Source organism: Rahnella aceris, from assembly GCF_011684115.1.
Classification (GTDB): Bacteria; Pseudomonadota; Gammaproteobacteria; order Enterobacterales; family Enterobacteriaceae; genus Rahnella; species Rahnella aceris.
Map to the genome: position 1 here is coordinate 459,605 of NZ_JAADJV010000002.1, position 13,901 is coordinate 473,505.

General features: G+C 51.8%; 12 protein-coding genes. 10 read left to right on the forward strand and 2 right to left on the reverse strand.

The annotated features are described in order from the left end of the window. Positions 1–34: 34 nt before the first annotated feature. From GW591_RS14430 to GW591_RS14445, 4 genes are all read left to right on the forward strand, one after another. Complete coding sequence (locus GW591_RS14430) at positions 35–538, forward strand: GNAT family N-acetyltransferase (RefSeq protein WP_013577157.1); 504 nt, start codon at positions 35–37, stop codon at positions 536–538. Positions 539–582: 44 nt separating this feature from the next. Continuing rightward, on the forward strand, positions 583–1,323 hold the full coding sequence (locus GW591_RS14435; RefSeq protein WP_013577158.1) for a MurR/RpiR family transcriptional regulator: 741 nt from the start codon (positions 583–585) through the stop codon (positions 1,321–1,323). A gap of 147 nt (positions 1,324–1,470) precedes the next feature. Then, entirely contained in the window at positions 1,471–3,003 is a 1,533-nt protein-coding gene (locus GW591_RS14440; RefSeq protein WP_166860872.1) for a PTS transporter subunit EIIC, read from the forward strand. A gap of 64 nt (positions 3,004–3,067) precedes the next feature. Further along, a complete protein-coding gene (locus tag GW591_RS14445; RefSeq protein ID WP_013577160.1) occupies positions 3,068–4,501 on the forward strand; it encodes a 6-phospho-beta-glucosidase in 1,434 nt (477 codons plus the stop codon). A 36-nt stretch (positions 4,502–4,537) separates the two neighbouring features. Here GW591_RS14445 and rraB read toward each other — a convergent pair whose 3' ends face one another. Next, entirely contained in the window at positions 4,538–4,963 is a 426-nt protein-coding gene (gene rraB, locus GW591_RS14450) for a ribonuclease E inhibitor RraB (RefSeq protein ID WP_037035103.1), read from the reverse strand. Positions 4,964–5,131: 168 nt separating this feature from the next. Here rraB and argF (GW591_RS14455) point away from each other — a divergent pair, with 168 nt between their 5' ends. Together argF (GW591_RS14455) and GW591_RS14460 are read left to right on the forward strand one after the other, a co-directional pair. After that, entirely contained in the window at positions 5,132–6,139 is a 1,008-nt protein-coding gene (argF, locus tag GW591_RS14455) for an ornithine carbamoyltransferase (protein WP_037035102.1), read from the forward strand. A gap of 160 nt (positions 6,140–6,299) precedes the next feature. Continuing rightward, positions 6,300–8,102 carry a sugar phosphorylase gene (locus GW591_RS14460; protein WP_013577163.1) on the forward strand — a complete coding sequence of 601 codons (1,803 nt, stop codon included), beginning with the start codon at positions 6,300–6,302 and terminating at the stop codon, positions 8,100–8,102. Here the strand turns inward: GW591_RS14460 and GW591_RS14465 are convergent. Next, a complete protein-coding gene (locus GW591_RS14465; RefSeq protein WP_013577164.1) occupies positions 8,083–8,553 on the reverse strand; it encodes a YhcH/YjgK/YiaL family protein in 471 nt (156 codons plus the stop codon). The genes GW591_RS14460 and GW591_RS14465 overlap by 20 nt on opposite strands. A gap of 688 nt (positions 8,554–9,241) precedes the next feature. Between GW591_RS14465 and arcA the strand changes: the two genes are divergently transcribed. Genes arcA through GW591_RS14485 form a run of 4 tightly spaced genes read left to right on the forward strand, consistent with a single transcriptional unit; the run spans position 9,242 to position 13,893 of the window. Beyond that, on the forward strand, positions 9,242–10,462 hold the full coding sequence (gene arcA / locus GW591_RS14470; RefSeq protein ID WP_126125222.1) for an arginine deiminase: 1,221 nt from the start codon (positions 9,242–9,244) through the stop codon (positions 10,460–10,462). 22 nt (positions 10,463–10,484) lie between these two features. Beyond that, entirely contained in the window at positions 10,485–11,396 is a 912-nt protein-coding gene (gene arcC / locus GW591_RS14475; RefSeq protein WP_013577166.1) for a carbamate kinase, read from the forward strand. Positions 11,397–11,429: 33 nt separating this feature from the next. Continuing rightward, on the forward strand, positions 11,430–12,437 hold the full coding sequence (gene argF, locus GW591_RS14480) for an ornithine carbamoyltransferase (protein ID WP_013577167.1): 1,008 nt from the start codon (positions 11,430–11,432) through the stop codon (positions 12,435–12,437). Positions 12,438–12,489: 52 nt separating this feature from the next. Then, a complete protein-coding gene (locus GW591_RS14485; RefSeq protein ID WP_013577168.1) occupies positions 12,490–13,893 on the forward strand; it encodes a YfcC family protein in 1,404 nt (467 codons plus the stop codon). Positions 13,894–13,901: the final 8 nt, after the last annotated feature.

A 13,901-nucleotide genomic window follows, 5' to 3' on the forward strand; every position in this document is an offset into this window, starting at 1 on the left:
TTTGTTTGCCTGTTATTGAAACTGAGTGAGTAACATGACGACCTCCCTTCCTGTCAGCGTGCGGGTGCGCCCGATACGCCATGAAGATAACGCTGCCATCGCTAACGTGATCCGCCACGTTTCTGCCGAATTTGGCCTGACCGCCGATAAAGGCTATACCGTCGCTGACCCGAATCTGGATCACCTGTTTGAAACCTACAGCCAGCCCCGTTGTGCCTACTGGGTGGTAGAACTGGACGGGGTGGTCGCGGGCGGTGGCGGCGTCGCACCCTTATCCGGTGCAGATAACGATCTGTGTGAATTGCAGAAGATGTATTTTATGCCAGCACTGCGCGGTCAGGGGCTGGCAAAACGACTGGCCTTACAGGCCATTGAACATGCACGCCAGCAGGGCTTTGCCCGCTGCTATCTGGAAACCACCGCCAGTCTGACCCAGGCGATTGCGCTGTATGAACGTCTGGGTTTCCATCACATTGACTGCGCCCTCGGCAACACCGGCCATGTCGATTGTGAAGTGACGATGTTAAAACACCTCTGACACCGTTGACGTTCTTTATTCGCGCTTTGCAAACAGGCATCTGAATGTTCACACATAAAGCCATTTCCGCGTTAAACGAACTGGAACTGACGGTCTACAACTACATCGTCAAAAACGGCGATAAAGTCATGTACATGACCATTCGTGAACTGGCGGATGCCGCAGGTGTCTCGACCACGACAGTTTTGCGCTTCTGCAAGAAAATGGATTGCGACGGTTATTCCGAATTTCGTATCCGTTTCAAGTTGTTTTTAGAGCATGAAGAAAAGCCGCCGGTGTCGTTTGGCATCAGTGAGATCATCAGTTATTTCAAAAGTATTAATAACAGTGATTTTGATGAATTATTAGAAAAGGCCGCCCGCCAGATTGCCAATGCGCAGCGTATTATATTTGTCGGCGTCGGGACATCAGGTTCATTAGGAAAATACAGCGCACGCTTTTTCTCTAATGTCGGAAAATTCAGTACCTTTATTGATGATCCTTATTTCCCGATCAACAGTGATATGTATAAAGACGCTATCGCTATTATTCTTTCTGTCTCGGGTGAAACGGAAGAAGTGCTGCGTTTTGCTACGCAGTTCAGCCAGCATAATTGCAAAATCATCAGCCTCACTAACAGCGAGAACTCAACACTGGCGCGGCTTGCAGACCTCAACATCTCTTATCACATGCCGCAAATAGTCCTCGAAGGACAATATAATATTACCACGCAGATCCCGGTACTTTATATTATTGAGACCATCGGCAAGAAATTACCGTTAATAAAACGTGACTCAGCGCAATGAAAAAACAGGGTGTTTTTAATAAGTAACAAATCACCCGATTTGATTTTTGTTATATCGTGACAATACCTTTTCTTTTGCTACACTCCTGCCGACGAGTAAAAAAACAAAAAAGCTCACCTCTGTATTCCCGCAGGAGAATAATAAACAATGGCTATTGATTACGCTCAGACCGCTCAGGATATTGTTAAATATATTGGTGGCGATAATAATGTGATTAGCATCACACATTGCGCCACACGTTTACGCTTTGCTCTGAAAGATAATAAAGCCGTCGATAAAGAAGAATTAAAACGAGTGAAAGGCGTTATCACCGTTATCGAGGCCGGCGGACAAATGCAGGTGGTGATTGGCAATCACGTGAGCGACGCGTACAAGCAGGTGCTGAAACTGATCCAGATTGATGAAAATGCACCGGTTTCTGCACCGAATGTGGGTATTGTCAGCCGCGTCATGGACGTGATATCCAGCATCTTTACGCCTTTCCTTTATCAGCTTGCCGCCTGCGGTATTTTGCAGGGGATTATTTCCTTCCTGGCTGCCATCGGCATTATGGACGCCAGCAGCGGTACCTACCGTATTCTTAATTTTGTGTCGTGGACGGCCTTTACCTTCCTGCCGGTGATGATTGCTTTCACCGCCGCGAAAAAATTCAACGTCAATCCTTTCACCGCAGTCATTACAGCCTGCGCGCTGATCAGCCCCGATTACATGAATATGCTGACGGCCTTTAAGATAACGTCGATCAACTCCGCCGATCCGGCCATGCAGCAACTGATGCGTGAAGCGGTCAGCAATCCTGATATTGCGAATATCCTGCAGAACGTGGTCGGTATTCCGGTTTCCGCACCAACGCTCGATTTCCTCGGTATTCCGGTGAAATACCTGAGCTATACCGCGTCGGTTATCCCGATCATTCTGATGGTCTGGGCAATGTCTTACATCGAGCACTTCTTCAATAAAGTGCTGCCGGTGGTGATCCGCAACCTGTTCACACCGATGTTCTGTATCGCGATTATGGTGCCGATGACCCTGCTGGTGTTTGGCCCGGTCGGAAACCTGATCGGTGGCGCGATTGGCGGCGTTTATAACACCCTTTATCACCTGAGCCCGACCATTGCAGGTTTCGTGGTGGGCGCATTCTGGCAGCCGCTGGTCACACTTGGCGTTCACTGGGGCATTACGCCGGTCACCGTCGGCAACTACGCGACGCTGGGTTACGACACTTTTACCGGCCTGCAGGCTTCTGCCGTCTTCGCGATGACCGGCAGCATGTTTGGCGTGTATCTGAAAACCCGCAGCCGCGAAATGAAAGGGATCTCATTGTCTGCGGGCGTCACCGGCCTGTTCGGTATCACTGAACCCGCTATTTATGGTGTGGCGCTGCGCCTGAAAAAACCTTTCCTGTGCAGTTGTGTCGCAGGAGGGATTGGCGGTGCGATTGCCGGTTCCTTTAATGCAGTTTCATGGAGCTACTGCCTGCCGGGGATTGCCGTACTGCCGGTGTTCTTCAAAGAAGGTCATATGCCACAGTTCCTCGGTTTCCTGTTGTCCATTAGCGTCGCCTTTGTGCTCGGTGCGTTGTTCACCTGGCTGGTCGGTTTCAAAGATGAACCCGATGTTACCGCGACCCAAAAAGTACCGGCAGAAACCCGTCGGGCTGCGCAGGCTGAAATGAATTAAATCTGACATTACGATCTACAGGGCAGAAGCAATCTGCCCTCATCAAGTATCCAGGGAGAATCAAATGAATCATCAGTTACCGAAAGATTTCTTGTGGGGCGGCGCGGTAGCGGCGCATCAGGTGGAAGGCGGCTGGAACCAGGGCGGCAAAGGCATCAGCATTTGCGACGTCCTTTCCGGCGGCGCGCACGGCGTTGACCGGGTGATGACCGACGGCGTGCTTGACGGCTACAGCTATCCGAACCACGAAGCCGTCGATTTCTACTCGCACTACAAAGAAGACATCGCGTTGTTCGCCGAAATGGGTTTCAAATGCTTCCGCACCTCGATTGCCTGGACGCGCATCTTCCCGAACGGTGACGAATTACAGCCAAACGAAGCCGGTCTGCAATTTTATGACGATATGTTTGATGAGTTGCTCAAACACAATATTGAGCCGGTAATCACCCTCTCCCACTTCGAAATGCCGTGGCATCTGGTGAAGGAATACGGCGGCTGGAAAAACCGTCAGGTCGTCGATTTCTTTGTGCGTTTCAGCCAGGTGGTGATGGAGCGTTACAAAGGCAAAGTGAAATACTGGATGACCTTCAACGAGATCAATAACCAGCGTAACTGGAAATATCCGCTGTTCGGTTATTGCTGCTCCGGCGTGGTATTTACCGAGGAGGAAAATCCGGAAGAGACGATGTATCAGGTGCTGCATCATCAGTTCGTGGCCAGCGCTAAAGTGGTGAAACTTGGCCATGACATCAACCCTGATTTTCAGATTGGCTGCATGATCGCCATGGTGCCGCTCTATCCGTTCTCCTGCCATCCTGACGACGTGATGTATTCCGTTGAAGCAATGCACGAACGCTTCCTGTTCAGCGACGTCCATATGCGCGGTTATTACCCGGCGTATGCGCTGAAAGAGTGGGAACGTCGCGGCTTCAACATCAAAATGGAAGATGGCGATTTACAGGCACTTCGCGATGGCTGTGCGGATTACATCGGCCTGAGCTATTACATGAGCAACGCCATTTCAGCGCACAATCCGAGTGATGATAATGGCTTGTCAGGTTTTGCGGGCAGCGTGCCGAATCCGCATGTGAAAGCGTCTGACTGGGGCTGGCAGATTGATCCCGTCGGGCTACGTTACACCCTGAATATTTTGTACGAGCGTTATCAGAAGCCGCTGTTTATTGTCGAGAATGGCTTTGGTGCGATCGACAAAGCGGGTGATGACGGCGTCATTCACGATGATTACCGCATTGCGTATCTGAAAGCACACATCGCGCAGATGAAAAAAGCCGTGCTGGAAGACGGCGTGGATCTGATGGGTTATACGCCGTGGGGCTGCATCGACTGCGTGTCGTTTACCACCGGGCAGTACAGCAAACGTTATGGCTTCATTCACGTCGATAAAAACGATGATGGCAGCGGCACAATGGCACGCTCGAAAAAGGAGAGTTTCGGCTGGTATCAGAAAGTGATTGAGAGTAACGGGGACGTGCTTTAATTAACGCCTCCCCCTGCGAAGGGGGAGGCATTCAGATTAATGACGTTTTCCGTCATCATCTTCATCAACGAAATCTTCGTCTTCGCCTTCTTCACCTTCTTCGTCGTCATCGCCTTCGAAGTAAGTGCCCCAGCCGTCATAGTTGACGCCGTTGGCCTCGGCCAGATTCATCAGTTGCTCAACCTGGATGTCGATCAACTCCGCTTTCAGCGCGATTTCACTGATCACGTCGCAGCACATCACGGTTGAACCATCTTCCACTTCCAGTTCTTCAGCGTCAGTGACTTCATAACCCAGTTTGAATGCTTCAACTGCTGCTTTCTCCAGAACTTCAAACTTCTCTGAAGATAAGTGGTGTTCGATAGTGTAAAGCGCGTCAGGATCACTGCCATCATCCAGCAGTTCTTCGATGATTAAGCGAGTCTCTTCACGTTGTTCTTCCAGCAATTCACGGTTTGCCATATCTCTGTCCTCAATCAATGTGACGTTTGTACGCTATTTTCACACACCGCAGGGCGCGTCTCCACTATAAACGACAAAGTTTTTGCTGCGGGGTTGTATTTGCATATTCATCCAGTTAAATTGAATTTAAATTCAATCCGAAATGCTTATGCGCTATGGAGCGACATCATGAGTTTGTTGAGTAAACGTCATTTTCTCAGGTTACTGGATTTTACCCCGTCAGAGATTTCGTCACTGCTGAAACTCTCCGCAGAATTAAAAGCGGCTAAGAAAAACGGCACCGAAAAAGCCCGCCTGCAAGGCAAAAACATCGCGCTCATCTTCGAAAAAGACTCAACCCGCACCCGATGCTCTTTCGAAGTTGCCGCATACGATCAGGGGGCGAAAGTCACCTATCTCGGCCCAAGCGGCAGCCAGATCGGCCACAAAGAATCGATGAAAGATACTGCCCGCGTCCTTGGCCGCATGTACGACGGTATTCAGTATCGCGGTTACGGTCAGGATAAAGTGGAAATTCTGGCGCAATATGCCGGCGTCCCCGTGTGGAATGGCTTAACCAACGAATTCCACCCGACGCAGTTGCTGGCTGACCTGCTGACCATGCAGGAACACCTGCCGGGCCAGCCACTGAAAGGCATGCGTCTGGCCTATCTGGGCGACACCCGTAACAATATGGGCAATTCGCTGCTGGAAGCCGCCGCATTATGCGGTCTGGATTTGCGCCTTGTCGCACCGTCGGCCTGCTGGCCGGAAGCAGAACTGGTCGCCACCTGTGAGCACCTGGCGAAAGAAAATGGCGGCAGCATTACCCTGACCGAAGATATTGCGACCGGCGTGAAAGAGGCTGATTTCCTGTATACCGACGTGTGGGTTTCCATGGGCGAGCCGAAAGAAGTCTGGAAAGAGCGTATTAATTTGCTACGCCCTTATCAGGTCAACAGCGCGATGCTGGCGCTGACCGGCAATCCGCAGGTGAAATTCCTGCACTGTCTGCCAGCCTTCCATGACGACCAGACCACGCTGGGCAAACAAATGGCGGAAGAGTATGGCCTGCACGGCGGCATGGAAGTCACCGATGAAGTCTTTGAATCCAGCCACAGCGTAGTATTTGATCAGGCTGAAAACCGTCTGCATACCATCAAAGCGGTGATGGTTGCCACCCTCGGTAACGACTGATTTCCCCCGGGCGTGCAGTAAGGATACACTTCCTGCACGCTGCAATCTTTACATCGTTTTGCACTTTATCCCGCCCGTTCCCGCCAGAAGACTGCATTTTCAGCTAACCTTTTTAAAGCGCTTTGGTCAAAAAAACAAAAATGCAGAAGAAGGAACCGATATGAGCTCAGTCAATCTTGAGTATGTTCTGCGGCTGGAAAGCCTGTTAAGCAGGATTTACCCCCGGGAACACATCGCCGACCTGCTGAAAAAAATCCTGCATCTCGCCGACAAATGGAATTACGGCAAACACCGCACCACCCGCTGGGTGGATGGTACCAATATTTATCTGATTACTTATGGCGATAATATCCGTCACGGCGAGCAACCGCCGCTGGCGACGCTCAATCATTTCGCTAACACTTATCTGCGCGACATTATCAGCGACATCCATATTCTGCCGATGTATCCGTACAGTTCAGACGACGGCTTTAGCGTCATTGACTACCGGCGGATCGATGAACATCTTGGCGGCTGGTCAGATATTCATCACCTTTCGGCCAATTTCAACCTGATGTTTGATTGCGTGATCAACCATATTTCCCGCTCAAGCGAATGGATGAAAGGCTATCTGCATGACGATCCGTATTACAAAGATTACTTTATTGCCGCTAATCCCGAGCTGGATTACAGCCGCGTCGTACGCCCGCGCGCTTCGCCGCTGCTCTCGCCATTTATCAAAACCGACGGCACCGAACTGTATCTGTGGACGACGTTTAGTGAAGATCAGATCGATATTAATTTCAAGAATCCTCAGGTCTTGCTGGAAAGCATTGATGTGCTGTTGCAATACGCCGCCAGCGGCGGGCAGTCGATCCGCCTCGATGCGATTGGTTATATCTGGAAAGAAGCCGGGACGCGCTGCATTCACATGCCACAGGCGCATAACATCATTAAAGTCTGGCGCACTATTCTCGATGAAGTGATCCCCGGCACGCGGATCATCACTGAAACCAACGTCCCGCACCACGAAAATATCAGTTATTTCGGCGAAGGTGACGAGGCACACATGGTGTATCAGTTCCCGCTGCCACCGCTGACCTTGCACGCTTTTTTGCGTCAGGACACCACCACGCTCACCCAATGGGCGCAAAGCCTGAATGCGGAAGCCCGTTACCCTGACACCACCTATTTCAACTTCCTTGCCAGCCACGACGGCATCGGTTTACGTCCGACCGAAACCTTCCTGACCGATGACGAACGTAAATACATGGCGCAGGAAACGCTGCGCAAGGAAGGCCGCGTGTCCTATAAAGACAACGGCGACGGCACCCATTCGCCTTACGAACTGAACATTAATTACCTGAGCGCGCTGACCGAACCGGAAGATAATACCGAGATGAAAGCCCGCAAGTTTCTGGCGGCACAGGCGCTGTTATTGTCGTTTATCGGCGTCCCGGCGATTTATATTCACAGCCTGCTGGGCAGCGAGAACGATCTCGACGGCATGCATCAGTCCGGGATCAACCGCCGCATCAACCGTAAAAAGCTGGATCTGATGGATATTGAAGCTGAACTGGAAAAAAAAGACGGCTTACGCGCCCGCATTTTTTACGGATTACAGGCACTCATCAGGCACCGCCGCGAGCACCCGGCATTTTCACCGCAGGCTGGCCAGCGCGTGTTTGATCTGGGCAAATCGCTGTTTGCGATGGAACGCTATGATCCGAAAACCGAAGACCGGATCAGCTGCATATTCAATATCAGCGATCATTCGCAGATGCTGAAGCTGGCGGTCGAAGGGAAGGATCTGATTAGCGGAGAAGTATTTAACGGCCAGATGCGTCTCCAGCCGTGGCAGGTGGTGTGGATCAAACACAAACTCAAAGCGCCGGAACGTCTCGGCAGGCTGCGTCGCTGGCGGATGAAGCTGATCAAGCGCACAAAGCGCTACACAATAAGCATTAAGCGGACAATGCGCTGACGTTCATTTTCACCACGGCTTTACGCACATTGGCCGGTTCGCCGACGGCGCACAGCGGTTTATGCACTTCGCCCGGATAAAACACCACGAAATCGCCGGTCTGCATGATCATGGTTTTTTCCTGCTCACCGGCAGCCAGGAACGCGATGTCTTTCTCTTCCAGCCAGTCGGTATCGACATACCCTGCCGGTAAGTTGCTGAACGTCATGCCTTCGGTGCCGTTGAGGATAATCTGGATATCCAGATTACGTGCGTGGAACTCGGCACGGCGTTCAGCCTGTGGCGCAGTGGAATCATTGGAAACCAGCACAAAAACGTCGTTGCCGCGGATATCATGTTTACCCAACGGGGTGTCCGGCGTGATGTGTTGTTTAACGTATTCAATGGCTTCGCGCAGTTCAGCGGGCAGATAAGGGACGAGATGCAGTGCGTGGATGTTTCCTGTGATCATCATAACCTCGGGTTTGTAATGCATGAGTGAAACAGCGTTTCATAAATACTAATCCTGTTTGCTGTCTGCTTGCCAGAGCGGGATCAAAATTTTGACTTTCTGGGGGATATTTTTGTGGCTGAACATCACCCGTAGCCGGTAAACAATGGTTATGCAGCCAGATTGCATAAACCCTGAAAACGTATTCAGTGTGGCCCTTTCATCCTGTTGGTATTACGGATTTTTTATAAAAACTCACTCACAGATCACAAAGTTAATTAAACCGAAAACACCTCAAATAAATCATAGTTATTTAAGGTTTCAGAGTATTTATAAATATTTAATCATGAAAAAAGACATTCTATGCAGACGAGAAATAAACCCCTTATTTTTTAGCGAATTATAACTGAGTAAACATTATCTCAATCGGTCATTAACTGTCAGGATAAATAATTACGCTGATATTTCGTTTATTATTCACTTTACTGCGCCCGCTAATAAATAAAACAATGACGCTTATCAATCAACATATAACCTCTTTCATCCGTTTATTCTGATGCGATCTGAATCACATATTAAATGCCTGAGCGGAATATTATTCACTCCGTTGCGGGCACATTCCATTTCAGGTTGAATATATTATTTATTCTCCGCGTAATTCATTTGCCCAAAACATTATTTGGTCTTCTTTTTATAAAAAGGGATAAATATGAAACGGCATTATGTAGGATCCGAAATAGGCCAACTTCGCAGCGTGATGCTTCACCGGCCAAATTTAAGTTTACAGCGACTCACCCCGTCGAATTGTCAGGAATTATTATTCGATGACGTACTTTCCGTTGAGCGCGCCGGAAAAGAGCATGACGTCTTCAGTCAGACCTTGCGCCAGCAAGGTGTGGAAGTATTATTGTTCACTGACCTGCTGACGGAAACCCTCGATAACCGCGAGGCCAAAGACTGGCTGCTCAGCCGGCAAATCTCGGATTACCGGCTTGGGCCACAATTTGCCGAAGAGATTCGTGGCTGGCTGGCCGATCTTCCTCACCGGCAAACGGCCCGGTTTATGAGCGGCGGATTAACATACAGTGAAATTCCCGATACATTCCATAATATGGTCACAGATACGCATCAGTTAAATGACTTCGTGATTAAGCCTTTACCCAATCATTTATTTACCCGTGATACCTCCTGCTGGATATATAACGGCGTGTCAGTTAATCCGATGGCAAAGGAAGCGCGTAAACGGGAAACCAATAATTTACGGGCCATATATCGCTGGCACCCGCACTTTACCGATAACGAATTTATTACTTACTTTGGCGACGACGAATTTAATTACGACCACGCCACGCTGGAAGGTGGCGATGTTTTAGTCATTGGCCGTGGCGCAGTATTAATTGGTTTATCAGAACGCACGACACCGCAGGGTGTGGAGTTCCTCGCGCGTTCACTGTTCAAACATCAGCAAGCCACCAAAGTGATTGTGCTGCAATTACCGAAACACCGTTCCTGTATGCACCTTGATACCGTCATGACACATATCGATCTGGACACTTTCTCGGTGTATCCGGAAGTGGTGCGCGACACCACGTTGTGCTGGACGCTGACCGACAATGGTCACGGTGGCCTGCGTCGCACCGAAGAACCACAGTTCGTGCGGGCAATCGGTAAGGCGCTGGGCATTGACGACATCAGACTCATCACCACCGGTGGCGACAGTTTTGAAGCCGAACGCGAACAGTGGAATGACGCCAATAACGTCCTGACCGTGCGTCCCGGCGTGGTCATCGGCTACGAACGTAACACCCGGACTAACGAAAAATACGACAAAGCCGGAATCACCGTTCTCCCCATTCCGGGTGATGAACTGGGAAGAGGCCGCGGCGGCGCGCGTTGCATGAGCTGCCCGCTTGAACGCGACGACATCTGATCACCTATACCGGGAAAATTTCATGAACAAACCTGTTCTGGTTGTCGCCCTCGGCGGCAACGCATTGTTGCGCCGTGGCGAACCGCTCGAAGCCGAACTGCAGCGCAAAAACATCCGTCTGGCGGCCGAAACGCTGGCTGCGCTATGCCAGAAATGGCGCGTCGTGCTGGTGCACGGCAACGGCCCGCAGGTCGGATTGCTGGCGCTGCAAAACAGCGCTTATCCGGCAGTCGCGCCCTACCCGCTCGATATTCTGGTGGCACAAACACAGGGGATGATCGGCTATCTGTTGCAACAGGCGTTGAAAAATTGTCTGCCTGAGAGTCGCGTCTGCACCCTGCTGACGCAGGTGGAAGTCAGCCTGCTCGATCCGGCATTTGATAAGCCGACGAAATACATCGGTCCGGTTTATACGCAGGCGCAGTCGGAAAATCTGGCCGCCGAAAAAGGCTGGGCGATGAAAGCCGACGGGCAGCATTTCCGTCGCGTGGTCGCCTCTCCTCAACCGCAGCGCATCCTCGAGATTGATGCCATCCGTGACTTGCTGGAAAAGCACTATCTGGTCATCTGTAACGGCGGCGGCGGTGTGCCGGTTCATCAGACCGCCGACGGGCTGGCAGGCGCAGAGGCCGTCATCGACAAAGACCTTTCGGCGGCGCTGCTGGCGCGTCAGTTACAGGCCGACGCGCTGCTGATCCTGACCGATGCCGATGCGGTGTACCTCGGCTGGGGCACGCCGGAGCAGCGCCCGCTGCATCAAATCACTACACGGGATCTCGCCGGTATGACCTTCGACGCCGGATCCATGGGGCCGAAAGTCAGTGCCGCCTGCCAGTTTGTCGACGCCTGCCACGGGCTGGCGGGGATCGGCGCACTGGAAGAGGGTGAAGCCATTCTGGCCGGTCTGAAAGGCACCTGTATCCGCGCGGAATAACCCGCCCTCACTTGATTATTTCAGGATGATGTTATGACTACCACATTGAAAAACCGTCATTTTCTTAAACTTCTTGATTTCACACCGGAAGAAATTCAGCAACTGATCACCCTGGCGCTGACGCTTAAAGACGATAAGCAAACGGGTCAGGAACGCCCTTGTCTGCGCGGAAAAAATATCGCGCTGATTTTTGAGAAAACCTCTACCCGCACCCGCTGTGCGTTTGAAGTCGCCGCGTTTGATCAGGGCGCACACGTGACTTATCTCGGCCCTGGCGGCAGCCAGATCGGACACAAGGAATCCATGAAAGACACCGCCCGCGTGCTGGGGCGAATGTATGACGGCATCGAATACCGGGGTTTTGCACAAAAGACGGTGGAAGAACTGGCGGAATTCTCCGGCGTACCGGTGTGGAACGGGCTGACCGACGAGTTTCATCCGACCCAAATCCTTGCCGACCTGATGACCATGCTTGAACACTCGCCGGGTAAAAAACTCAGTCAGATCAGCTTCGCTTATCTGGGCGATGCCCGAAATAATATGGGTAATTCCCTGATGGTCGGGGCCGCAAAAATGGGAATGGATATCCGTCTGATCGCGCCAAAATCCTTCTGGCCGGAAGAGACACTGGTCGCGACCTGCTGCGATATCGCCCGCACTACCGGCGCAAGGATCCTGCTGACAGAGCACGTTGATGAAGGCGTACAGGGCGTCGATTTTCTTTACACCGATGTCTGGGTGTCAATGGGCGAAGCCAAAACCGCCTGGGCAGAACGTATCAGTCTGATGACCCCGTATCAGGTTAATGCGGCGGTGCTTAACGCTACCGGCAATCCTGACGTCAAATTCATGCACTGCCTGCCCGCCTTCCATAACGAAGAAACCACCCTCGGCAAAGAACTGGAAATCGCTTACGGCATGAAAGGGCTGGAAGTGACGGATGACGTTTTTGAGTCTCCGCATTCCATCGTTTTTGATGAAGCCGAAAACCGTATGCACACCATAAAAGCGGTCATGGTCGCCACCCTTGGCGATGACTAAGCCCCTTGCGTGAAGGCGTTTTGCCTTCACGCTTTTTTTAAGGATTACGTTTATGCGTACATTCAAATTCCCTTCTGCCTACACCATTTTGTTTGTGCTTATCGCGCTGGTTGCGGGCCTGAGCTGGATTATCCCCGCCGGTCAGTACGACATGGCGATGAATGTCGGGCTGGGTAAAGAAGTTCCCGTCTCAGGCACCTATCACGCCGTTACCGGCAATCCGCAGGGGCTGGTGGATATTTTCCTCGCGCCCATTGATGGCCTGTACAACCACACCACCGGCCAGGCTGGCGCAATTGATGTCGCTTTATTTATTCTGATCATCGGCGGTTTTCTGGGCATCGTCACCAAAACCGGGGCAATCGACGCCGGAATTGAACGGGTGACTGTCCGGCTTAAGGGCAAAGAAGAATGGATGATCCCGATCCTGATGGCACTGTTCGCCGCCGGTGGCACCATTTACGGCATGGCCGAAGAGTCATTGCCATTTTACACCCTTCTGGTACCGGTGATGATGGCGGCCCGTTTCGACCCGCTGGTCGCGGCGGCTACCGTACTGCTGGGCGCCGGGATTGGCACGCTCGGCTCAACGATCAATCCTTTTGCGACGGTGATTGCCGCCAATGCTGCCGGGATCCCCTTCACCCACGGGATCGGCCTGCGCGTGGCGATTCTGATCGTCGGCTGGCTGATCTGCGTGATCTGGGTGATGCGCTATGCCCGTAAAGTGCGCCGCGATCCCTCGCTTTCTGTTGTGGCTGATCAGTGGGACAGCAACCGCGCCCACTTTCTCGGTAACCGCAGCGATGAACTGCTGCCCTTTACCGGCGTACGTAAAATCATTCTGCTGATCTTCGCGCTGGCTTTTGTGGTGATGATTTATGGCGTATCGGTAAAAGGCTGGTGGATGGGGGAAATCTCCGGCGTTTTCCTGGCTGCGGCGATCCTGGTGGGGCTGATTGCCCGCATGAGTGAGGAAGAACTGACCTCGACATTCATTGATGGCGCACGCGACCTGCTCGGCGTGGCACTGATCATCGGCATTGCCCGTGGCATCGTGGTGATCATGGACAACGGCATGATCACCCACACCATTTTGCACAGCGCAGAAGGCATCGTTTCCGGATTATCCAGCGTGATTTTCATTAACGTCATGTTCCTGCTCGAAGTGGTGCTGTCGTTTCTGGTGCCCTCTTCATCCGGTCTGGCGGTGATGACCATGCCGATTATGGCGCCTCTCGCCGATTTCGCCCACGTCGGGCGTGAACTGGTGGTGACCGCTTATCAGTCGGCATCGGGGCTGGTGAATCTGGTCACGCCGACCTCCGCCGTCGTCATGGGCGGTCTGGCCATCGCGCGGGTGCCCTATGTCCGCTGGCTGAAATGGGTCGCACCTTTGATGGGAATTTTACTGGTATTGCTGATGTTCGCGCTAAGTCTCGGTTCTTTGGTTTAACTCTTTGT

Excerpts from the sequence above, each read along its gene's own strand:
- GW591_RS14430 (WP_013577157.1), top strand. The coding sequence starts at position 35 with ATGACGACCTCCCTTCCTGTCAGCGTGCGGGTGCGCCCGATACGCCAT.
- GW591_RS14435 (WP_013577158.1), top strand. The coding sequence starts at position 583 with ATGTTCACACATAAAGCCATTTCCGCGTTAAACGAACTGGAACTGACG.
- GW591_RS14440 (WP_166860872.1), top strand. The coding sequence starts at position 1,471 with ATGGCTATTGATTACGCTCAGACCGCTCAGGATATTGTTAAATATATT.
- GW591_RS14445 (WP_013577160.1), top strand. The coding sequence starts at position 3,068 with ATGAATCATCAGTTACCGAAAGATTTCTTGTGGGGCGGCGCGGTAGCG.
- rraB (WP_037035103.1), bottom strand. The coding sequence starts at position 4,963 with ATGGCAAACCGTGAATTGCTGGAAGAACAACGTGAAGAGACTCGCTTA.
- argF (WP_037035102.1), top strand. The coding sequence starts at position 5,132 with ATGAGTTTGTTGAGTAAACGTCATTTTCTCAGGTTACTGGATTTTACC.
- GW591_RS14460 (WP_013577163.1), top strand. The coding sequence starts at position 6,300 with ATGAGCTCAGTCAATCTTGAGTATGTTCTGCGGCTGGAAAGCCTGTTA.
- GW591_RS14465 (WP_013577164.1), bottom strand. The coding sequence starts at position 8,553 with ATGATCACAGGAAACATCCACGCACTGCATCTCGTCCCTTATCTGCCC.
- arcA (WP_126125222.1), top strand. The coding sequence starts at position 9,242 with ATGAAACGGCATTATGTAGGATCCGAAATAGGCCAACTTCGCAGCGTG.
- arcC (WP_013577166.1), top strand. The coding sequence starts at position 10,485 with ATGAACAAACCTGTTCTGGTTGTCGCCCTCGGCGGCAACGCATTGTTG.
- argF (WP_013577167.1), top strand. The coding sequence starts at position 11,430 with ATGACTACCACATTGAAAAACCGTCATTTTCTTAAACTTCTTGATTTC.
- GW591_RS14485 (WP_013577168.1), top strand. The coding sequence starts at position 12,490 with ATGCGTACATTCAAATTCCCTTCTGCCTACACCATTTTGTTTGTGCTT.